We start from the raw sequence: 21,153 nt of genomic DNA, 5'->3' as shown, positions 1-21,153 counted from the left end.
AGCATCTGCCGCCAAGCGCGCAATCATGTCGAATCGTGCTGATCGAGCACTTCGAGCATGGTCGTCAACATGCTTCCGACTTCCTCAGAGATTTCCTCGGGGCGGATTCCCGCTCTGATGGCATCCGCCGTTGCTTGGTCCGCAAGTTTCGCCGCAAGAGCCGGATCGGCCTTGGTGTAGAGTGGGATCTTATCCTCTACCCATTTCTGCAGGAATTCGATGCCGCGCGCGCTCATACCAAGTACAAGCTCGGCGGGGCTTCTTGGTTCCGTCAGCCATATTCAAGAACGTCAGACCATCTTGCTCAGGCTGACGTTCCCGCGGTCACGTCACGATGAACGAGGACGCCGTCAGAGCCAAGTGTGGCGATAGAGTGGCAAATTGGATCTGATGTGCGCCGCCCGAGCCGTCGCTGTCAAAGGAAAGCGCGCCGGTCGTGCTGTTATAGACGATGTGATCGCCGCTGTCGTGCGCGGCCCTGCCGGCGTAAAACGCCGAAGGGGGAAGGGCGCCTGTATGCAGGCCGGCAAACACGGTGTGGTCGAGTTGGATCTTGTCGTGGCCCACTTTGAAATCGGTGACCTTGTCGATATTGCCGACCTTGAGAGCCGAATCGAAGACAAAGACGTCGTTGCCGCCATGTCCCGTCAGGACGTCTCTCCCGCCACCGCCGTTGATAGTGTTGCTCCCGGAATTGCCATCAATGGTTTGGGCGAATTCGTTTCCCGTGAGCTTGATGGCGGCAGTTCCCAATTTGCTGGTGGTCGCAAGATGCTCGACCTGCGAGCCGGCCGACAGCGCGTAGCTGACCGATGCCAGCACGCTATCGTTGCCGCTGTGCCGCAGTTCCACCACCTTGTCGCCGGCGTTGTTGACATAGTAGGTGTCGTTGTAGCCGCGGCCCATCATCGTGTCCGCGCCAGCGGTGCCGCGAAGCACATCCGCGCTACCCGTGCCGTAGAAAATGTGATCGCCGGTGCTGGTCGGAGGGACACTTGTGGGCGGAGGCACTGTGCTGGTAGGCGGCGGCGTCGGTTCGCTGGCCGAAGGACCGCTTGCGGTGCTCTGGTTGTGTTGAAGGAACAGAGCCTGCAGCGTCGGCGAGCTCTCAAGCGCCGTGTCGCCCTGTTGAGAACCCCAAGCATAGGCATAGTCGAAGGCCGGCGAAGGCGCTACCTTGGCCCAGTGGTCCAACATGGTCTTTTCCTGAGCAACGCTGGGCAGGACATAGCGACCGCCCGTGTCGGTCGTCCAGTCGCCGCCGCCGAAGGTCTGATACACGGGAACGACCTGACTGAGCGGGATGCCCGAGGCGACGGCCGCCGCCACAGTCCTGTCGATCATGTTGTAATCAATCGTGCTTGTTCCGGTCCGTACCGGGTAGGGATCCAAGCCGTAATAGTCGATATGCGTGTTGGCAGGATTGAATGTGTTTGAAAAGTCGGGGTTAGCGGAAGACCCCATGTTCATCATGGTTATGAAGGTCTTGGCGCCGGGCAGGTGGCTGTGGATCCAGTCTGACTCCGCCTTCAGATCAGCGGCGGTGGCATAAGTTCCCCATTTGCCGGTCGGGTCCGGCTCATCGACTAGGAAGAAGCCAAACACTTTCGGATTGCCGATGAAGGGCGTGACCTTCTGGATAAAGGAGGAGGTTGCACCATCGGCTTCATTGAGCCACACCAGGCCTTTCTGGCCGGCCGGCAAGGCGTTGAGCTGGTCCAAGGAAGATACATCAACAAGATTGAATCCGGCTTTCGCGACCTCGGAGGCCGACCCGCCCGAGGCGTAATGGAGTGTTGTCATTGACATACCCTTCGTCCGATTCGGTAGGCGCCCCACACCTGCCTAGGGAAAGGATCCATTAGCGACAAATCAAATACCGGCGCCCCTTGATAGAATCTTTGATCAGCGTCCGAAAAACACAACAGCCTCGATGCTACGCTTGCCTCAGAGGTATGTAGATGATCCAAGTATGGGGTGCTCAAGCCTGCAACGAAAGCATTGCAGCGACGTCTGCCGGAGCGCCTTGTGCGTTTGCAGTGGCGGTAATCGGCCAATGCGCGATTCCTTTGCGGTCTGAGCTCGAAGAAGTCGCGTCCTGGCGAAGCCCTCCCATTGCAGCCGCTCAATGCTCCTCGTGAAAAGCCTCGGCGCCAAAATGAGCAAGGCAGTACTCCACAAGGTCATGCGAGGCGCGCGCCGCTGGCAATTGCGGAGAGGCACTGAACTGGATCCCACCGGGTTCAACGGAAAGGCGGGCGTGCCGGTCCGAATGACGGCGAGCATGGCAACGCGGTCGCCCATCCGCGGGAAGAGGCGGCTGGTGGTCCGACCATATCCAGACACCGGGTGAAAGCCTGTTCCAGACGAAGCGCTCGGGAGAACTGGCGGTGCGAGTCATCACACCATCTGGGCGCGATGTTGATCCGGCGTGAGAAGGCGGGCGGAAGTTGCTTTGAACGCGGCGCGCGGACCTTTCGAACACAGCCCTTTTTTATATCCGGCCCGCCGTGTCGTACGCGAAGGTGCCGTCCTTGCACCGTCAGACCGGATGAATCCAACTCACTGACCGAGGTGACAGCGATTGTGGCTGCATTGCCGCATCGTTGATCAGCTTGCTTCATGCAAACAGACGAGGACAGCACGAAAGCCTGCTCCTAGCGTGGGACTGGCTGTTGTGTGTTCAGGGGCGATGAAACCGGCCATGGAAACCGCGGATAGGGTCAGCTGTTTTAAGCGATTGGTATCGCATCCAGGAGCGACAGGATGAGTCCGCATCTGGTTTGCGTTGGAGGCGAGGATCATAGACTAAGAATCCCGTTTCTTTTGGCGCTTCGCGAAAGGGGTTTTCAAGTCACTGCCGTTTCGAGTGATCTCGGAGCCGCCTTCTCACCCCACGGCATTGCCCATCGCCGATTTGGGTTCGACCGCTTTGGCAGCGGCGGTGCAGAATGGGGTGCTGTCAGCGCGATCCGTGAACTGATGTCCGAACTGCGTCCGGACATCATTCAAAGTTTCGACACCAAGCCCAATATCCTAACTCCACTGGCGGTGCGCGGGCACGTTCCCGTCGTTCGCACCATCAACGGGCTTGGTTGGACATTCTCGTCGCGGGAGCCGCGGGCCCTGGCATTGCGTCCTTTCTTTTGCGGCCTTCAGGGGGTGGCGTCTCGTTGGACAGCCATGACCGTCTTCCAGAATAGTGATGATCAGGCCTTCTTCGAGCGCTACCGGCTGGTGGCTCGCGGCAAAGGGCGACTGATCCGGAGTTCTGGCATCGACCCCGATGCATTCTCGATGGCAAGGTATCGTGGTCCTTCGGCTGCCACGATGCGCGAGGAACTTGGCCTACAATCGGCCCAGGTCATAATATTTGTCGGCCGGCTCACGCGGCAGAAGGGGATTCCAACCCTCATCGAGGCGGTTCCTCGCGTTATCCGCGAGAGGCCCAACGCGCGTTTCGTACTTGTCGGCCCGCAAGACTCCGAAGGTCCGTTTGCCGTCAGCAGAGCCGATATCGAGCGCCATGTTCCCCACGTTGTCGCATTGGGGCCAAGGCGCGACATTCCAGCCCTCCTTGGGATGGCGGATCTGTTTGCATTTCCGACGCAATATCGCGAGGGAATTCCGCGTGTCCTGCTGGAGGCGGGATTGTCCGGATTGCCGATCGTCGCCTCGAATATGCCGGGCTGCAACGATGTGGTTGAGGATGGCTGGAACGGCTATCTCGTGGCGCCGCGCGATGCGGATGGCTTGGCCTCCCGGATAGTCGATCTTCTTTCCGACCCCGCCCGTGGCAAGACCATGGGCAGCCGTTCCGTCGGATTCGTGCGGGAGCGGTTCTCGTTGTCGTGGGTCATCGACCAGTATTGCGACCTGTACAAGACAATCCTGGGTGGCAGATATCGCAGCAGGCTTGTTCAAGCTGCGCAGGCGAATCCGAGGGAAGAGGCGGTGCCGAGCCCCCATCGACTGGGCGAGGCGCGGCAATGATGCGTGATGCGCTTCTGGCCTTCGGCGTCGCGATGTCCTACGCGGCGCAACTCAGCATCCCAGGGCTGCCCTTCGGCTACAGCGAACTATGCCTCACGCTCTGGATAATGCTGTCGATGACGCGAATCCTTGCTGGCGGCCAACTGGAGGTTACGCCGGCACTGGCTAAGCTTGGGCTTTTCTGGCTGATCCTGGCGCTTGCCATGGGCGTGGGTTACATCATCGGTTTTCTGACAACCACGTTGTTCCTGGATCCGTTGTTGCACGACACGCTGGCCTATGTGCTGTTGGCGTGCGTCACCTGTCTGGCCGCTGCGGAGCCCAACGCGTCCTTCCGTTTGCGTCGTATCGCCTGGTGGATGGTTGCTGTCGCGAATGCGGGCTTCATCGTTCAGGTAGGGCTTGGTTTCGGCTGGCTCCATCAGGCTGGGGTCGAACCCTGGTACTGGGACCGCTTCTGCGGGTGGTCCGACAATCCGAACCAGCTTGCGCTCTACTGCGCCCTGCTCGGTCCACTGGCCTTGCATCTTGCCACAACCACCAGCAATAAATGGGGAAGATGCCTTGCCCTATGCAGCCTCATATTCACCGTTTACGTCGGAAGGCTGACAAAAAGCGATACCTACCTTTATACCACGGTCCTGGCTTGTCTGATCCTTCTCGGGCTGCGGGTCCGGGCCTGGCTGGCGAGCGACGGCAATAAGGCGAGCCTTTCAAGGCAGCTTGCCGTCCTGATGGCCGTTGGCTTCCTGCCGCTGGCCCTGTCTATAGCGCCCTATGCCCTCAGCGAGGCCTCCAGCGCCGAAGACTTCGCCAAGAGCCTGACCAAAGACAAGGGCGGGGAAGCGACTGCCCAAACCGCGGCGCTTCGCCTCTACCTCTGGAATGCAGCCTTGGAGAAGGGGGCACGATCGGGATCGCTTGGACTGGGTCCGGGCCCGCACCTAGATAGTCCCCCCGTGGTCAATCAACAGTTTTTGCCGCGGCCCTTCGAGGCGCACAGCACCATCCTGGATCTCTACACTCAGGGCGGCCTGATTTCGGTTCTAGCCCTGATGTGGATCTTCGGCTCGGCTGCGTTGTCCGCCTGGCGGGCGAAGCTGGATGCTCTGGTGGCGCTCGTGGCATCGATCGCCGTCTTCAGTGCTCCGCATTTGGTCATCCGCCATCCGATCGTGTGGTTCTGTCTGACCCTCTGCCTTGTCGCTGGGACGCCGGAAGCGATCCCCGCGATTGTTCGCGAGAGGAGATGCTAGAATGTGTGGGATCGCCGGAATTTTGTTGGCGCCCGATGCACCCAACGCAAGTGCGCTTAGGGCCATCGGACCGATGGCGACGGCGCTTCGTCATCGCGGACCTGACGGTGAGGCCTTCTGGGTGAGCCGTGAAGGGGGGGTAGCCTTCGGCCACCGGCGACTGGCCATCGTCGATCTGTCCGGAGCGGGTCGCCAGCCAATGCTCTCCGCGAGCGGTCGGTATGTCATCACCTTCAATGGCGAGATATACAACTTTCGCGATCTGCGCCGTGAACTGGAAGGGGCGGGCCATCATTTCCGCGGCGCCAGCGACACGGAGGTCATGCTGTGCGCGATCGAAAGCTGGGGCCTTGATGCAGCCCTCGCGCGCTTCGCTGGCATGTTTGCTTTCGGGCTGTGGGACCTGGAGAACCGAACGCTTCAGCTTGCCCGCGACCGAATGGGCAAGAAGCCACTCTATGTCGCCTTGACACGTGACGCGCTTGTCTTCGCCTCGGAGCTGAAGGCGATCACTTGCTTCCCAGGCTTCACTCCGGAACTCGATGTCGATGCGGCGACGACGATGGTTTCCAACGGCTGGGTGCCGGATGACCGTTGCATTTGGCAGGGCGTGTTCAAGCTGCCGCCTGGTTCAATCCTGTCGGTCACTGCGGCGCAATTCGCCGACGCCCGCGGCACCGGTTCGCTTGCGCATCGCATTCACCCTTGGTGGTCGCTGGCCGATGTCGCCAGCAAGGGACAGCGCGATCCGATAGCCGCCAGCGACGAGGACCTCGCGACCGAGCTCGACAGCCTGCTCCGCCTGGCCGTCAAGCAACGAATGATTGCAGATGTGCCGCTGGGCGCCTTTCTGTCGGGCGGAATCGACAGCTCGACTGTCGTCGCGCTGATGCAGGCACAGTCCCGAAACCCCGTTCGTACGTTCACCATAGCGTTCGGCGAAGGTGGGTTTGATGAAGCTCCCCATGCGGCCGCGGTGGCTCGGCATCTGGGCACCGATCATACGGAACTTCATCTCTCGCCGGCCGCCGCGCTTGAGGTCATTCCGGAGCTGCCCCGGATTTGGGACGAGCCGTTTGCCGATGAATCGCAGATACCGACGCTGCTGGTGTCGCGGCTCGCGCGGCAACATGTAACCGTGGCGCTTTCAGGCGATGGTGGCGACGAGTGCTTCGCAGGCTATTCTCGACACTTCCTGGCAACCCGCCTCACAAAGCAGCATGAGCTGCCATTGTCATTTCGCCGGCTGTTGGCATCGGGGGCTGGGTTGCTGGCCCAAGCCTCTCAGAAAGATATCTTCGGCAATCTGCCGCTTTCATCGAATATGCGGCATGGCTTGCGCGGTGACCGCCTGGCTCGCCTTGCCCGCCTGCTCGCGGCGCGAGATGAGGACGAACTCCTTCTGCAACTGACCAAATCTTCAGCCAACGACCTTGTTCATCGCAAGCCGTCGACAGCACCTACCGACACGACAAAGCTCGACGGCCTGCTCTCGCGTCTCCTATTCGCCGACATGACAGGCTACCTACCGGGCGACATTTTGGTGAAGCTCGATCGAGCCACCATGGCCAGCAGCCTCGAGGGGCGATGCCCGATCCTGGACCATCGCGTCGTTGAATTCGCCTGGCGCTTGCCAGCCCGTGCCAAAGTCCGAAACGGGAAGGGCAAATGGTTGCTTCGCCGACTGCTTGATCGTTATGTACCACGCCGACTGGTCGACCGGCCCAAGCAAGGTTTCGACGTTCCGGTCGGGACTTGGTTGAAAGGGCCCTTGCGCGGCTGGGCAACCGATATAATTGCCACGATCGGCCGCTCCGGGGACGGGGTCATCGACCGTGAGAAGGTCGACGCATGCTGGCGCAATCATCTGCATGGAAGCCAAGATAATTTCCGCGACCTGTGGCCGGTGCTCATGTTTCAGGCGTGGCGCAACGAAGCCATGCGGCCATCGACGGTCGCCACGCACCCTTCTTACCATATCGAACTGACAGGGGATTGAGATGGAAGGTTCCATAGCCAACCGCGCCCGGCGTCCGCGCGCCAAGCAGATGGAAGCTGGGACACTTGAAACCAATCTGCGCTTGATGCGGCCGCCACGCGAGCCAACGCAATCGTCACCCTTCCACCAGCTCGTCATCATCCTGACGACGCGAAAATGGTTCTTGCTTGCCATGGCCCTTCTGGGCGGCATCCTGGCCGGACTGGCAGGCTTCACCCGCCCGGTGCTGTTCGAGGCAACTACCCAGGTCATTATCGATGCCCCGAGCAGCAGTGCTTCGGGCGGCGTGGCATCCGCCCAGGACTCGCTGGAATCGAACATCGATGATCATCTGACGATGCTCTCCTCGCAAGGCCACCTGCGTCGGGTCCTGGCAGCACTGCGCAAAGCCCAACCAGTCGACGGTAACGGAAAGAGCGTCGTCAATGCCGTCCCGCCCGCGGCTGGCTCGTTCCTCATCGACCTCCTGAACAGGGCCTGGAGACAGGATAAGACAGTGGCGGAAAATCCGGACGCAGCGGACGCGCCCGAGCTGAAGGCGCTACGCAAGGGAATGAGGGTCGGACAAGAGCTGCGATCGCGCGTCATCACCATCGGGTTCACCGATCCAAGTCCGGCGCGTGCGGCACTTGTCGCGAACACGTTCGCCCAGGTCTACATTCAAGATCTGGTACAAAAAAGCCGAGCATCGGATCAGGTTCATCTGGATTCGATAGTCGCCAGCCTTCCGCAAGTACAAAGGGATCTTGTCGAAGCGACAGATCGGCTGGAGACATACCGGCTCACGCATGGCGCCGTCGATCAGACTGCGGCCAACAACGCAGCCAGTGAGACAGCGGAACTCGGCCGGCAGATATTCCTATCGAAAGCCAGTCTTTCCGCGTCGGAAGCGCGCCTTCGCCGTATTGAGGACCTGCGCAAGGCGGGCGCCCCGGTCACGGCCATCGCTGAAGAAATCGGGTCGCCCGTGTTGACGGACCTGGTGACACGCCAGTCGGGTGCCGCCGCCGACGGCGATCTGCGCAACGCGATCGCCCGCGAAATGGAGCAAAGCGTTGCCCGAATCGCTGCCGAGGCAAATGTCTACCGGTCCCAGGCTACGGCTCTTGAAAGTCGCAAAGCGATGCTCGACGCGGCCGTGGCCGACACGGCGAGCCAACTTTCGGGGCTGCGTTCCCTTGAGCCTCGGGTAGCCATCGTGACGCAGCATTACAACGAACTCCTGAGCCGGCAGCAGGACTTGACACGTCGCATCGCCGCTCCTTCCCCAGGCGTAGCGGTCCTTTCGACCGCCTGGCCGCCGTCGACCCCCATGACATTGTCGCCAATTTTCCTGATTCCCCCCGGCATGGTCGTCTTTGGTCTCATGGGGGCGGTCATTGTCCTGGTCCGCAACGGTTTCAACCAAACCTTGCGCAGTGAAGCCGAAGCCGAGGCCGAGCTTGGGGTCCCGTGCGTAGGACTGCTTCCCAGGGTTGCGGGACTTAACGCCAGAAAGCTGCGGCATCTGGTTCTGAGCCAGCAGAACTTGCCGTTCAGCCGCGCCGTGACTTCGCTGCTCGTCACTGCGGCGCCAACTCAGGGGAAGGGGCAGCCGCCGCATATCATTCTCGTGACGTCCAGCATCCAGGACGATGCCAAGACCGAGTTGGCATGGAGCCTGGCGCTGGCGGCAACGCGGCTGGGAGGAAGAGTGCTTTTCCTCGATCTCGATCGCAAGGATGTACGGCTCACGAACGGGTTTCGTGGTGAATTCAGCACCGACAAGGCCCGGAACTCCTTCGGCGACTATGTGAATGAACGTTGCGTGCTGAAGGATGCAATTACGAGGATGCCGGAAATCGGTATCGACCTCATGGCCGCTCCAGCACCTTCCGATGATCTCCTGACGCTTCTGTCCACCGTCGACAAATGCCAGTTCACCGAGGAGCTGCGTTCGGCCTACGACGTGGTCATCATGAACGGTCCCCTGGGCCTCGGGGGGCCTGAAACCAGGCTGCTTAAGCGCTGGGCCGATTCGGTGCTTTTTGCCGTTCGCTGGGCAAGGACGAGGCGCAGCATTGCCCGTGGTGCTCTGGATGCAATAGGGGCCGGCGGATCCGCCACCGTTCCAGTAGGGAGTGTGCTCACCCGGGTGAACCTGAAGAGGCTAGCCGGCTCCAGGCTCGGAGACAACGCCGATCTTCTGTTGGAGAGGGTTTGAAGATGCGTGTGCGATCTTCAACAGAAGCTCCAGGGAGCGATCGAGCCCCTAAATCGAGCCAGATACACGATGATCATTGAATTTTTCGGACCTCCAGGATCCGGCAAAACAACCTTCGCACATGCGCTTGCGCAGCAGCTGCGCGGGAAAGGCTATCACGCCAAGGTCGCTCTCAGCTACAAGCCAAGCACCAGGGCCGCCAAATATGATCTCGGAATCTTTCTGTTCATATCACGGATCGTATCGGCGATGTTTTCAACAGCCAGAATACTGCTTTTTTCGGCAGGGCGAGCCGATGATATTTCCAGTTCCTTTGCAATAGTGAGGATGATACCGCCAAAAAACCGAATATGGCGCGCGCGAATCTGGCGATACATCCTGCACCTTTCGCGTTGCTGGAAGTCTGCGGAGCAATCGCCCGAAATTATAATTTTCGATCAAGGATATGTTCAAGCGATTGGTTCGCTTGCGATGTTCAATGGGAGCACCAACCCCAGAGCGCTGGAAAAGGCGCTCAGCCTCGCACCGGCGGCCGATCTCACCGTCAGGCTCTTGGTGCCAGCTGCGGTCGTGGAAAGTCGCCTTCGTCGGCGGATGGAGCTTGAGCCGCCGGCGGAACGGATTTTCGAGGCCGACTTGAGCGTTAACATGCGCTCATTCGCCGTTTTTGAAGCGATGCATGACCTCCTGACAACATCTGGCCGGGAAATCATCTCCGTCGAAAACACCGATGGTCCATCGACCTTTAAAAGTATTTGTCGGATTGAGAGACAAATACTTTCTGCATTGTCGCGCTTCGATAGGTCGGTCGGCGAAAAGCAAATTGAGTTGCCGGCTCATCGCGCAGATGTAACTGGTTCAGCAACCGCACCGCCGCGCAACAAGGACATGGGCTCGCGGCTGGCTTGGGCAAGCATATTCGCCTTGCTGATCTATATTGGTGGCGCTGGTTTGACCAGTCTTGCACAGTTGGCAATTGCACGCCTTATCGGACCTCACAACTACGGTATCTATTCCTACGTTCAGGCTTGGACGTCAGTGCTCGCCTATCTGGCAACGCTTGGCTTTAATGTATCATTGTTGCGTTTCCTCCCGGCCTATAGGGCCAGTGGCAGGCTTGATCTGGCCCGCGGGGTGATAAGATTTGCGCTGCAGAGATCGCTGATAGCGGCAACCTTGTTCGGGATGATCGGCGCTGCGTCCGTCCTGTTCCTTTCAGATCCAACGGAAAGAGGGCTTGAGACAAGCATCGTGCTCGGCATGATGGCTGTGCCCTTGGTTACGGCCTATGCTCTCGGAGCCACGCTTGTGCGTGCTTTCGGCGGCGTTGTCTCGGCGTTGTTGCCGGAGCGCATCATGCGAGACGGACTCCTGCTCGTGTTGGTAGCGCTCCTGGCATTGTCGGGATTTCGAACAGTGGATGCGCCCTCGGTGACGATGGCGGTGCTTGTGAGTTCCGCTTTCACAGCGGCGCTGGTGTTCATCATCGCGAGGAGGTTTGAACCACCCGGCCTGGGACACGCCAAGCCAAGTTATGCCTCGAGGGAATGGTGGCTTGCCGTCCCCCCGCTCATGCTCATCACTGGGCTCGATGTTTTCGTCAGTCGGGCAGGAGTCCTGGTTTTGGGCTGGACAAGCCATATTGCTGAAGCGGGTATTTTCGCGCTGGCCTTGAATGTCGCGATGCTCGTGGGCCTGTCCCGTATCGCCGTGGCAACCATGTTTTCGCCAACAGCAGCCGATCTCTACGTCAGAGGCGATCGCAGAGGCCTACAACAACTGTTCGCGCGCGCAACCCTGCTTTCTGCTGGCGGTGCCATCCTGGTGGCCGTCCCAATGATGGTGATAGTCGAGCCGTTCTTGAGCTATTTCGGTGAGGGTTATAGCGCGGGAGCGCCGATCGCACGGGTTCTGATTTTGGGATATGTCTTTGTCGCGCTGTGCGGGCCCCAACAGAATCTCCTGACCATGACTGGAAATGAATGGGCTGCGGCAACGACGATGGTAGCGGGTGCAGTGGCCAATATAATTGCCTGTGCAGCCGGAGTTGCGGTGTACGGCCTGCTTGGCGCTGCGGTGGGTGTGGCACTTGCACTGAGCATCTGGAGCATTGCCATGGCCGTTTATATCCGCAAGCGACTGAAAATCATGCCAGGCTTGGTTTTTGCCTTGCTGTCGATGAGGCCGAGCGCGGTCGATGCCCGTCAATGGCATTGGTTCTTGAGGGCGAGCAAATGAGACCACTGTTTTCGCTACGGTGATCGCCGTCGTTCGGGCAGGAAGTCACGAAGCCCGGATCGCACAAAGGCCATAGGGCTGCGCAGACGCTTCGGCGTATACCTGTTCCGGACACCCGCGTCCCCGCGGGCAGCCGATACTTTGCGGGCGGTGTCCGTCATTTGAAGGATGCATCAGTTTCGGAGGTGCACCACGGTGTGCTCACAATCTGCGGAGCATCCATGGAACAAGCCCGAATGGCGAGCGCCTCGGCGCCTGCAGTGCGCCGTCGCTCGGAGAGATCGACGCCTGTCGAGCGCAGCCAACGCGAAACCCTCACCCAGGTCCAGGTCCTGCGCGCCCTCGCGGCTAGTTCGGTCGCGCTGCGACACGCCCAGCATGATGCGGCCACCCTGGAATTACAGGCCGGCCGCACCTTTCAGAGCTGGAATCCGATACCATGGAGCGCTGGAGTCGATATTTTCTTCGTGATTTCCGGGCTTATCATGGTGCATACGTCGCGACAGCTGTTCGCAAAGCCCGGGGGCGCGCGTCTCTTCATTTCCCGCCGGATCGCGCGAATTGTCCCGCTATATTGGGCGCTCACCTCGCTCTACATTGCGGTAGCGGTGGCCGCCCCAAATCTTCTCAACCAGAGCTACGTCGATTTCAGGTTTGTAGTCGAATCCTACTTATTCGTTCCGGCCAGTCGCCCTGACGGCGTCGTTCAGCCGGTCTACGAGTTGGGTTGGACGCTCAATTATGAGATGCTGTTTTACGTGCTGTTCACGGCGACGATCGTGCTGCCCATGCGGTGGGCAGTTACGGTCCTGCTCGCGATCCTGGTTGGGATGGTGCTCTCGGGCGCTCTTGGGGCTCCTTTGCCTGAGCCCTGGGGTTTCTGGACCAATCCGATCATCCTCGAATTCGCTTTCGGCGCGATGATCGGGGTCATGTGCGCCTCAGGCCTGCGGCCTTCCGGCCCAATCAGGGCCTGTATGGCCGCAACGGGACTGGGTGCCCTGATGCTTGCGGCGGCGTTTCCCGATATCTCGGCCGGCTTTGGTCGCTCTGTCGTGTATGGCATTCCGGCGTCTCTAATTGTTTGGAGTGCTGCCTTGGCACCGCCGGGTAAACTGAGGCATGACAGCGTGGCGGCGAGGTGGGCCGCTGGCGTTGGCGATGCGTCATACGCTCTTTACCTCATGCATCCATTCGTGATCCGCGCCATGCGCATATTGTTCTGGCGTACAGGGTTGATCTTTGTGCTCGGTCCGTGGGCCTTCATCGGTTCGGCCTTGGCGATAACCCTCGGCGTGGCATTTATCACCCATCGTCTGTTCGAGAAGCCGCTCACCCGCTATGCGCGGCGCCTTTTGGGGGTCGGGCACAGTACAGGACGGCAGCTTGGGCCCCTTCCAGTGCCGGCGTATCCCAAGACAGATTGAAGGCGAGCCGCCACCCTGTCACACCAAGGAAATGGCGGCGTTGTGCTCACTATGCCGTTGCCGGAAGGCCAGCTGGTCGCACCTGCCCCACAGGGCGTGCATGGAATTCCCGATACCATTCCACGAAACGTTGCACGCCGTCCTCCAGTGTTGTCGCCGGTGCGAAGCCAACGGCGCGGCGGAGGTCCCTGACATCGGCGCGGGTTTCCAGGACGTCACCTGGCGGTAAAGGTACGTTGACGCGAACGGCGCGGCGACCAAGGGCCGTCTCGATGAGCGCGATCAGATGGTTGATTTCTTCCGGCCGATCATTGCCGATATTGTAGAGCCTATATGGCGCCGAACTGGTGGCAGGATCGGCAGCGCGACCGTCCCAACCGGGATCCTGACACGGTGGTTTGGCGAGCACGCGAACCACCCCCTCTACGATGTCGTCGATATAGGTGAAATCCCGCCATACGCGCCCGGCATTGGCGATTTCGATCGTTCGGCCCTCGGCGATGGCATGGGTGAAAGTATAGACTGCCATGTCGGGCCTGCCCCAGGGGCCATAGACGGTGAAGAAGCGCAGTCCGGTTACGGGGAAGCCGAACAGATGGCTGTAGGAATGCGCCATGCATTCGTTGGCGGCCTTGGTGGCGGCGTAGAAGCTCACCGGATGATTGGCACCATGATGCTCGGAAAAGGGTATGCGTCGATTGGCGCCATATACGGAGCTCGACGAGGCATAAACGAGATGGCTGACGCCCGCGTGTCGGCAGCCCTCCAGAACGTTGAGAAATGCGACTATGTTTGACTCCACATAGGCATGCGGGTCGACGAGCGAATGACGCACCCCGGCCTGGGCGGCCAGATGCACGAAGTGCGATGGCTGGAATTCGCAGAACAGCGCTTTCACCAGCGACCGGTCCGCCAGGTCGAAGCGCTTCGGCGTGAACCTCGGCTCGGCGCAGAGCCGTGTAAATCGCGCCTCCTTCAGCTTCAGGTCGTAGTAAGGCGTGAAGTTGTCGACGCCGATGACCTCGGCGCCGAGCCGCAAAAGGCGTGACGCAACATGAAATCCGATGAACCCAGCGGCGCCCGTGACGATGATCGGCCCCGTGTGCGTAAGGTTCGACGCAGCACCATCCTGCAGCCCGTGAACGATATCCGCCAGCTTGTTGACCTTCGAATCTGCTTCGGCCATGGCAAGTCACTCCCGTTTCCAGGTTCCGCGTTCCGCGCTATCTCGGCAGCGCTTGAACGATCGGAAATGGCGCCGCCGGCCTTGTGATCTACGCGACAGCGCGCTCAATGCGGGCCGCCGCTGTCTGAATCAAAGCGGATGCAGACAGCAGTCGATTTCTCATGGCAAAACTGAAATGCGCCCCAAAAGAGCCACTAGTTCCGCCTGACGCCTCGTGTCGGTCTTGGCGAACAGCGAGGCGAGCTGAGAGCGGATAGTCGTGCGACTGAGATGCCAGCTGCGGGCGATCTCCAGGGGCGCGTCGCCATGAGCCAGGCGTAGCGCCAACTGCGTTTCCGCGCTGGTCAAACCGAACATCCTTTGCAACGTGCGAGGGTTGGCCGCCGATTTGTTATCCCGGTCCAGCAATGCGACGACGGTTGTCCCGTCCGGTGTAACGACCCCCGTCTCGTTCATGGTCACCGGCCTGTCGCCTCTGCTGTGGATCACTACCCATGAGAGTGAGCCCGGCTGGAGGTGGACCGGAACATTCGCGACCAGCCGCCTCAACCCGGCAGCAAGCTCGACGGCTGTATCAGTTGCTTCGCCCTGGCGTGCGAGGGTGTCCCGAGCGGCAGCGTTCCATTCTATTACTTTCTTGTCTCGGTCCAGGACGAGATAGCCGCAACCCATACGATCAAGCATGCCGGTGATGGATTCCAGGCTGCGTCGTCGAGATCCGCCGACCCTTGCGTCCGGCCGGTCCACAAGGCTTATCGGCCTTTCGTGGCGGGTATCGTTCAATACAATGTATTGCCTGCCTGCAAGCGCATCGTTTCGCGTTTCAATCAGTGTCATCGCTTCCACCCAACCCATTGCTACTGACGCAAATCAAATCTGATGAAGTTGCTGCTTCAACTTGAATTTCCACATACTGCGAGAAATCTGCGAATGGTTTTTCCGCAGCGTCTCTTGGATATATCTTTCTGAAGAGCGCTCCTGACACCATGATTTTATTCGCCGGCAAAGTCATGGCAATCGGGCATTGGGATTAGGTGCCACCCCTTCGGCCTAGTCTCGACGGACTAGACCGAAAGTTGTAGTCTTTGCGCATGGGTTCGGACCTGCGCTGGCTCAAATCGAATGTGTCGAGCACTACGTGGGCTCATCTAGCTTCGCTTTTGGTGTTTGCAGCATCGATAGCATTCGAGGCGATAAGTACGGTATATGGCGGCCAGCCGTTGCCGCTTGTTGCGTTTATCCCCATAACCGTTGTCATCGTGTATCTTGAGGGCCGTTTTGTTGCCATCGCAGCAACGCTTCTGATGGCGGTCGCCGGCTTGTGGATGCGACACCTGTTGGACGGTCACCTCACTGGTGGAGACTGGACCGGGGCCGTCTTCCTTCTGGGTTCGGGTAGCCTGATCGCAGCTGTGTTCCACCGCCTGCGACAAGATCTGCATGGTGCGCTCAGGGTGGCAGAAGCGAGGCTCGGTGCCATCGACGCTGCCGCCTTGGGCTTTGCTAATACCAATCGCCATGGCGAACTGCTGCAGTCGAACAGACGGCTTTTGGAGATGACCGGCTACGCGCACAAGGAACTTGCCCAACTCAAGCTGGAGGAACTCATTGTCCCCGACGATCGAGGTACTGTGCGGAAACTTTTGGAAGATTTGGGCAATGGGACCGCGTCTGCTACGGATATCCGCGTTTTGCGCAAGGATGGCACGGCATTCTGGGCTCACCTGGCCCTGTCTTCGTCGCCGCGGGAAGAGGCGCCAAATGAGAGCGTATTCGCGGTGATTGACGATATTTCCGAGCGACAAGCGGCACGCGAGGCCCTTCGGGCTCAGAAGGAATGGCTCGATCTCGCCGTATCTGCCGGGCGCCTGGGCACATGGCAAATAGACATTGAGGATGGGACAGTCGCCGGCTCCGGCAAGTTCTGGGACATCCTTGGTCTGCCTCCGGCCCCAGTCCGCCGCTTGGAAGAACTCTCGGCCGTAATCCATCCCGTCGACTGGCCGAAGTTGTCCGCCTCGGCAAAGCCTTCATCGGCATTGAACTTTGACGTCGAGATTCGCGTCCGGCAAGTGGATGGTCACACACGCTGGATTGCATTGCGTGGACGGCAGGAAGAGCACGGCGACCGCAAAATGCGCATCGGGGTGGCGGCGGATCTGACCGAACGTCGACAAACAACTTTGCTTCGCGCCGCCGTAAAGAGACGCGAGCGCATAATGCGCGAAGAGCGCCATCGGTTCAGCAATGTGTTTCCAGTGATCAGAGCTCTGGTCAACATGATCGATATTCCCGACAATGATGTTGCCAAATACAAGGAGATGTTGATCGATTGGATTCGAACACTGGAGGCGACCCATCGCATCCTTTCTCGTCATGCCAACCTGTCAGGGATGCTCCATGAACTCGTGGACCGGGAATTGCAGCCCTTCAAGGAGACACGCGACATTACGATCAGTGGACCTTCCCTCACTGTGCCAAGCGGCGCCGCCGAGGGCTTGGCGATGATCCTTCACGAGTTGACGACAAACTCGGTGAAACATGGTGCGCTGGGTGACCCGAATGGCAAGGTCGAAGTTAAGTGGCGATTTGCATCCGAGGACGAAGGTGACGACCTCGTGTTCGATTGGGTGGAATCGGGCCGACGGAAGAGTTCAAAAGTCGTACGCCGCGGGTTCGGGTCACTGATAATCGGTGTGGACAGCGCGCCGCTTGTCGGGCATTCCCCGAATATGGAAATAACCGAAGATGGCCTTCGATATTCGCTGCGTGTATCGCGCAAAGAAATTGAGGAATTTGGATTGCAATAGAGCCCCTCCAAGTCGAAGCCGAATTGGCCAATTAACCGATGGTGTGGGCCCTTTGCTGCGATTTCCTGCAAGCAAACTCGGGCCGGTTCGAGGGGCATACGTCAACTCGCCTGTCTCGTCAGCCAGCTTTGGAGCAACACAGCTGCTTCGGTACGGTTTCTAACCCCAAGCTCACGCAGCACGGCTGCGGCATGGATTTTCGTTGTCGCCTCGGCAATGTCCAGATTACGGGCAATCTCCTTATTCGAGTACCCCTCTGCCATCAGCTTGAGGACGTCCTTCTGTCTAGACGTCAGCCTAGCGACGTCGCCCGAGCCCTCGTGCCGGCGGCTGGGATTTTGAACCGGAGGTGGGGGGGCATGCGATCTCTGGTCGGCAGACGTTCGAGATAGCAGAGATGGCACATAGATCCGGCCAGCGAGGATTTCGTTTACAGCCAGCACGACTTCTTCGTCGCTCTGCGATTTGACGATATACCCGTGAAGTCCGATCGAAAGCGCGGTCAGTATCTCCGAGCGGGAATCATCCCCGGAAACGATCGCAAAGCGAGTGTCAGGATAGGCAGCCATAAAGTCGCTGAGCACTTCCTGATGGAACAGCCCAGGCATGTTCAGATCGAGGATCGCAAGATCGATGGACGCCTGCTCCTCTAAAAGATTGACCGCGGCATCGAAACACGAAGCTTCGAATATTTCGGCGCTTGGAATTCCAGCCATGAGTGCCAGCCGGAGACCACGCCGATATAAGCCGTGATCGTCGGCAATGACGATCCGAGCCATGCAACTACCCCAACGCGTTACTCGGTTCCCGACGAGAAAACCCGCTGGAACCTCCCATTCGCCTATGATCGACAATCCGTGGTGGTCCTAAAATGGCGGCCATCCACTGGTCAACGCATCACAGTGATGTCCGCAGCGTCCCATCCACGCACATCCAGAACGTCTAATATAATACTAAATTGCGAAGCTCATCCATAGATTTTTAACCCTGGCGTGCGGTGCCCGTCGGCAAAACGATGCCGGTTTCCCATCTCTGGGTCCAAAGCCAGCTGTTCAGGACCATCGTAATCATGTGGCATCTGTTATGTCGCCACCCGCTGTCGCCGGACCTGTAGGCCGGTCCGGCCCTGGCGGATCGCAGCTTTCTTGAAAGCAACTGCTTTCGTTTTTATCGGCGTCATGATCAGTGCCCAATCGCGCTTCTATCGGCTGTTGATCTCGTGGCCATCTAATACCTTGAACGTTTTGAATCCCTACCATTCGAATGCACGACGACAGCCGCCCCGGCTGTCACATACCTTTTCGCATATGATGTTCGGATTGCCGCCGAGGTTTGGCCGGATTTGAGGGTGTGCCCTGGCCGGACAATGGAACACCGATCCCGAACAAAGCCAACTGCAGATCAGGAGGATCGAATGAAAGCGGTGATTCAATGTGGTGGGATGGGTACGCGCCTTCGACCGTTTACATCGGTCCTGCCGAAACCATTAATGCCGATAGGGGCCCGGCCTGTTCTTGAGTTGCTTTTGAAGTGGCTGCGGCGCAACGGCATTGAAGAGGTATATATTACGACAGGGTATCTAGGACATTTGATCCGTAGCGTCTGCGGCGACGGATCGCAATGGAACTTGAAGATCAAATATACCCAGGAAATGGAGCCACTCGGCACCGTCGGACCTCTCTCTCTGATTAGGGATGAACTGAACGAAACATTTGTCGTTCTGAACGGCGATGTCCTCACAGATCTAAGCCTGAGCCGGTTTGTAGCCGCGCACCGCTTGCATAGGGATCCCGTTACGATCGCCACGGCGTGCCGTCATATCAAGATGGACTTCGGGGTCATCGACGAGATCGACAATACCGTCCAGCTCTTCCGGGAAAAGCCGACGCTTTCCCATCTCGTCAGCATGGGGATTTACTGCATGAACCCAGATGTCCTGCGGTTCATTCCGTCCGGGATCCCATTTGGGTTCGATGACCTGATGCTGCAGATGATGCAGGGCGGCACGACCGTGCATGTTTACAAGCATGACGGTCTTTGGCTCGACATCGGTCGTGTCGATGACTTCCAGAATGCACAGGCAATTGCCTGGGAAGATCAGTCGTCCTCAATCGAGGTCGCGGCTGCCGCTGCAGCCGCATGAAAGTCTGATGCAGAGGTCTAGCCACTAACAAGGCTTTCAGGAGGTCAAGATGCTCTTGGTGAGCGCCCCGATCCTAGGCGTGCCAGAGAAGGCAGCCCTGTCGCAGGTGATTGATAGCGGCTGGCTTACGATGGGGGACAGGGTACGAGAGTTCGAACAGGCCTTTGCCAGCATGCATGGCGCGCGAGATTGCGTTGCGGTTGGTTCCTGCACCGCAGCGCTCCATCTTCTCCTCCATGCTTTGGGCATCGGCCCTGGCGACGAAGTACTGGTTCCTTCGCTGACGTTCGTGGCGACGGCGAATGCGGTGCTGTATGTAGGGGCGACGCCGGTCTTCGTCGATATCGAGTCCGTCGACGTGCCGTTGATCTCGGTTGCGGAAGCCGAAGCGCGGTGCACGACGCGCACGAAAGCGGTCATTCTCGTTCACTTCGCCGGGTATCTCCCCGATCGGGAACAATGGCAGCGGTTCGCCCGGCTTCGCGGGCTGCATATCATCGAGGACGCTGCGCACGCGCCCGGGCTTAGGGAAGTCGGGACCTTCGGCGCCGCGGCCGCGTTCAGCTTCTATGGCAACAAGAACATGACAACGGCCGAAGGGGGCGCCGTGATTGCACGTGACCCCGATCTGCTCGACAGGGTTCGCCTGGCCCGCGGGCACGGAATGACCACGGGGACGCATCAGCGGCTGAACAGTCGTACGCCGCAATATGATGTCACGATGCTCGGGTTCAACTACCGAATGGACGAGATGCGAGCGGCAATAGGGCTGGTTCAGTTGCAGAACCTGCAAGAGTGGAACGAAATCAGGCGTATCATAGCTGTCTTGTACCGACGCCTGATCGCGGACCGTTGCCCAGCCATTGTCATTCCATTTAGCGAACCCCGGACGTCGGCTTACCACATCATGCCGATCGTCCTGCCGCGCTACGCGAGCCGGCAGGATGTCATCGACGAGCTGCGGACACAGGGCATACAGACCACCATCCACTACCCGCCGGTGCACCAAATGACGTTCTACCGCGAGCGCCTTCCCGGCGTGAGTTTGCCCCGAACAGAGGATTTCGCTGAGCGAGAGCTCACAATTCCGCTGCACCCCCAGATCACTTCCGCCGCCGCCGAATCAGTCGTGGCTGCCCTGGCAGCCGCGCTCAAAACAGGCGCGCTCAAAGCAGGCGCCCAAAGAGGAACTGCTGCATGAATGCGTTAGACCCTGCCTTTCACCGGATGTTCGTTCCAAATCCTGATCACGGCTTTGCGAGACGCGCAATCGATCTTGCGGTGGCGGGCATCGCTACCGTCGCATTGGCGCCATTGATGCTGCTGATCGCCGGAGCGCTTCTGCTCGAGGGCGGTGGCTCGATCTTGTTCGCTCAGACCCGCATCGGGGCCGGCGGCCGAACCTTCCGCATGTACAAATTTCGCAAATTCGGTGTGAACTGCGGCTCTCAAGGCCTTGCGCTGACGGTCGTGGGCGATACACGCATGACCACCGTTGGCCGCTTTCTCGCAGCGACGAAGCTGGACGAACTACCGCAGCTGTGGAATGTCCTCAAAGGCGAAATGGCGATCGTCGGCCCACGGCCCGAGAGCCTGGCTTTCGCCGATTGTTTCCGGGGCGAGCTTAGGGCCGTGCTGCAATACAAGCCAGGCCTGCTGGGACCAGCCCAGGTCGTTTTTCGGCACGAAGCGCATTACTTCCCCCAATCCGTAGATCCGATCGTGTTCTACCGGGAGGTCATGTTCCCCGCCAAGGCAACACTGGACCTCTCATATTATCCGCGACGCACCATCGTCTCCGACCTCGCGTGGATGGTGCGGGGAGTGCTGGCAGTGGTCGGTTGGGTTCCGGTACCGCCGATCGACGTTTGAATATCCAAGGGAAGCGTTCCAAACAG

General features: G+C 59.4%; 15 protein-coding genes. 10 read left to right on the top strand and 5 right to left on the bottom strand.

What is annotated here, in order from left to right; translation table 11 throughout:
• Window positions 1-23 precede the first annotated feature (23 nt).
• Window positions 24-236 (bottom strand): DUF768 domain-containing protein, encoded by a 213-nt coding sequence (locus tag NKJ18_RS00175; protein WP_023670889.1) that lies wholly within the window; start codon window positions 234-236, stop codon window positions 24-26.
• Window positions 237-324: 88 nt separating this feature from the next.
• The gene (locus NKJ18_RS00170; RefSeq protein ID WP_023670890.1) at window positions 325-1,803 is read right to left on the bottom strand and encodes a M10 family metallopeptidase C-terminal domain-containing protein; all 1,479 of its coding nucleotides are present in this window, start codon (window positions 1,801-1,803) and stop codon (window positions 325-327) included.
• Window positions 1,804-2,766: 963 nt separating this feature from the next.
• Here NKJ18_RS00170 and NKJ18_RS00165 point away from each other — a divergent pair.
• The 6 genes from NKJ18_RS00165 (at window position 2,767) to NKJ18_RS00140 (ending at window position 13,116) form a co-directional block, all read left to right on the top strand.
• On the top strand, window positions 2,767-3,993 hold the full coding sequence (locus tag NKJ18_RS00165) for a glycosyltransferase family 4 protein (RefSeq protein ID WP_352513641.1): 1,227 nt from the start codon (window positions 2,767-2,769) through the stop codon (window positions 3,991-3,993).
• Window positions 3,990-5,249 (top strand): O-antigen ligase family protein, encoded by a 1,260-nt coding sequence (locus NKJ18_RS00160; RefSeq protein ID WP_023670893.1) that lies wholly within the window; start codon window positions 3,990-3,992, stop codon window positions 5,247-5,249. Before NKJ18_RS00165 ends, NKJ18_RS00160 begins: the two co-directional genes overlap by 4 nt.
• A gap of 1 nt (window position 5,250) precedes the next feature.
• Complete coding sequence (gene asnB, locus NKJ18_RS00155) at window positions 5,251-7,248, top strand: asparagine synthase (glutamine-hydrolyzing) (RefSeq protein WP_023733256.1); 1,998 nt, start codon at window positions 5,251-5,253, stop codon at window positions 7,246-7,248.
• A gap of 1 nt (window position 7,249) precedes the next feature.
• A complete protein-coding gene (locus NKJ18_RS00150) occupies window positions 7,250-9,451 on the top strand; it encodes a GumC family protein (protein ID WP_023733255.1) in 2,202 nt (733 codons plus the stop codon).
• A 69-nt stretch (window positions 9,452-9,520) separates the two neighbouring features.
• Window positions 9,521-11,689: a polysaccharide biosynthesis C-terminal domain-containing protein gene (locus NKJ18_RS00145; protein ID WP_031247041.1), complete on the top strand. Its 2,169-nt coding sequence runs from the start codon at window positions 9,521-9,523 to the stop codon at window positions 11,687-11,689.
• Between the two features lie 221 nt (window positions 11,690-11,910).
• The gene (locus tag NKJ18_RS00140) at window positions 11,911-13,116 is read left to right on the top strand and encodes an acyltransferase family protein (protein ID WP_081731308.1); all 1,206 of its coding nucleotides are present in this window, start codon (window positions 11,911-11,913) and stop codon (window positions 13,114-13,116) included.
• A 49-nt stretch (window positions 13,117-13,165) separates the two neighbouring features.
• Here NKJ18_RS00140 and NKJ18_RS00135 read toward each other — a convergent pair whose 3' ends face one another.
• Both NKJ18_RS00135 and NKJ18_RS00130 read right to left on the bottom strand, forming a co-directional pair.
• Complete coding sequence (locus NKJ18_RS00135) at window positions 13,166-14,302, bottom strand: NAD-dependent epimerase/dehydratase family protein (protein ID WP_352757597.1); 1,137 nt, start codon at window positions 14,300-14,302, stop codon at window positions 13,166-13,168.
• A 159-nt stretch (window positions 14,303-14,461) separates the two neighbouring features.
• Window positions 14,462-15,139, bottom strand: coding sequence for a helix-turn-helix transcriptional regulator (locus NKJ18_RS00130; protein ID WP_023689781.1), 678 nt, complete (start codon window positions 15,137-15,139; stop codon window positions 14,462-14,464).
• Between the two features lie 254 nt (window positions 15,140-15,393).
• On the opposite strand from NKJ18_RS00130, the gene NKJ18_RS00125 reads away from it, so the two are divergent.
• Window positions 15,394-17,112: a PAS domain S-box protein gene (locus tag NKJ18_RS00125; protein ID WP_352757595.1), complete on the top strand. Its 1,719-nt coding sequence runs from the start codon at window positions 15,394-15,396 to the stop codon at window positions 17,110-17,112.
• A 101-nt stretch (window positions 17,113-17,213) separates the two neighbouring features.
• Here NKJ18_RS00125 and NKJ18_RS00120 read toward each other — a convergent pair whose 3' ends face one another.
• Entirely contained in the window at window positions 17,214-17,891 is a 678-nt protein-coding gene (locus NKJ18_RS00120) for a LuxR C-terminal-related transcriptional regulator (protein ID WP_023670902.1), read from the bottom strand.
• A 635-nt stretch (window positions 17,892-18,526) separates the two neighbouring features.
• On the opposite strand from NKJ18_RS00120, the gene NKJ18_RS00115 reads away from it, so the two are divergent.
• Genes NKJ18_RS00115 through NKJ18_RS00105 form a run of 3 tightly spaced genes read left to right on the top strand, consistent with a single transcriptional unit; the run spans window position 18,527 to window position 21,127 of the window.
• A complete protein-coding gene (locus NKJ18_RS00115; RefSeq protein WP_023681041.1) occupies window positions 18,527-19,255 on the top strand; it encodes a nucleotidyltransferase family protein in 729 nt (242 codons plus the stop codon).
• Between the two features lie 49 nt (window positions 19,256-19,304).
• Window positions 19,305-20,456, top strand: coding sequence for a DegT/DnrJ/EryC1/StrS family aminotransferase (locus NKJ18_RS00110; protein ID WP_023737039.1), 1,152 nt, complete (start codon window positions 19,305-19,307; stop codon window positions 20,454-20,456).
• Window positions 20,453-21,127 carry a sugar transferase gene (locus NKJ18_RS00105; RefSeq protein WP_023681043.1) on the top strand — a complete coding sequence of 225 codons (675 nt, stop codon included), beginning with the start codon at window positions 20,453-20,455 and terminating at the stop codon, window positions 21,125-21,127. Before NKJ18_RS00110 ends, NKJ18_RS00105 begins: the two co-directional genes overlap by 4 nt.
• Window positions 21,128-21,153: the final 26 nt, after the last annotated feature.

The organism is Mesorhizobium sp. M0217, assembly GCF_040321955.1.
Classification (GTDB): domain Bacteria; phylum Pseudomonadota; class Alphaproteobacteria; order Rhizobiales; family Rhizobiaceae; genus Mesorhizobium.
Note: the sequence above shows the minus strand (reverse complement) of the source record. Positions and strands in the feature narration are given on the sequence as shown.

Bases quoted from the DNA above. Each gene is read 5' to 3' on its own strand.
- NKJ18_RS00170 (WP_023670890.1), bottom strand. From the start codon at position 1,803: ATGACAACACTCCATTACGCCTCGGGCGGGTCGGCCTCCGAGGTCGCG.
- NKJ18_RS00165 (WP_352513641.1), top strand. From the start codon at position 2,767: ATGAGTCCGCATCTGGTTTGCGTTGGAGGCGAGGATCATAGACTAAGA.
- NKJ18_RS00110 (WP_023737039.1), top strand. From the start codon at position 19,305: ATGCTCTTGGTGAGCGCCCCGATCCTAGGCGTGCCAGAGAAGGCAGCC.
- NKJ18_RS00140 (WP_081731308.1), top strand. From the start codon at position 11,911: ATGGAACAAGCCCGAATGGCGAGCGCCTCGGCGCCTGCAGTGCGCCGT.
- NKJ18_RS00160 (WP_023670893.1), top strand. From the start codon at position 3,990: ATGATGCGTGATGCGCTTCTGGCCTTCGGCGTCGCGATGTCCTACGCG.
- NKJ18_RS00125 (WP_352757595.1), top strand. From the start codon at position 15,394: ATGGGTTCGGACCTGCGCTGGCTCAAATCGAATGTGTCGAGCACTACG.
- NKJ18_RS00120 (WP_023670902.1), bottom strand. From the start codon at position 17,891: ATGGCTCGGATCGTCATTGCCGACGATCACGGCTTATATCGGCGTGGT.
- NKJ18_RS00135 (WP_352757597.1), bottom strand. From the start codon at position 14,302: ATGGCCGAAGCAGATTCGAAGGTCAACAAGCTGGCGGATATCGTTCAC.
- asnB (WP_023733256.1), top strand. From the start codon at position 5,251: ATGTGTGGGATCGCCGGAATTTTGTTGGCGCCCGATGCACCCAACGCA.
- NKJ18_RS00115 (WP_023681041.1), top strand. From the start codon at position 18,527: ATGAAAGCGGTGATTCAATGTGGTGGGATGGGTACGCGCCTTCGACCG.
- NKJ18_RS00130 (WP_023689781.1), bottom strand. From the start codon at position 15,139: ATGACACTGATTGAAACGCGAAACGATGCGCTTGCAGGCAGGCAATAC.
- NKJ18_RS00175 (WP_023670889.1), bottom strand. From the start codon at position 236: ATGAGCGCGCGCGGCATCGAATTCCTGCAGAAATGGGTAGAGGATAAG.
- NKJ18_RS00150 (WP_023733255.1), top strand. From the start codon at position 7,250: ATGGAAGGTTCCATAGCCAACCGCGCCCGGCGTCCGCGCGCCAAGCAG.
- NKJ18_RS00145 (WP_031247041.1), top strand. From the start codon at position 9,521: ATGATCATTGAATTTTTCGGACCTCCAGGATCCGGCAAAACAACCTTC.
- NKJ18_RS00105 (WP_023681043.1), top strand. From the start codon at position 20,453: ATGAATGCGTTAGACCCTGCCTTTCACCGGATGTTCGTTCCAAATCCT.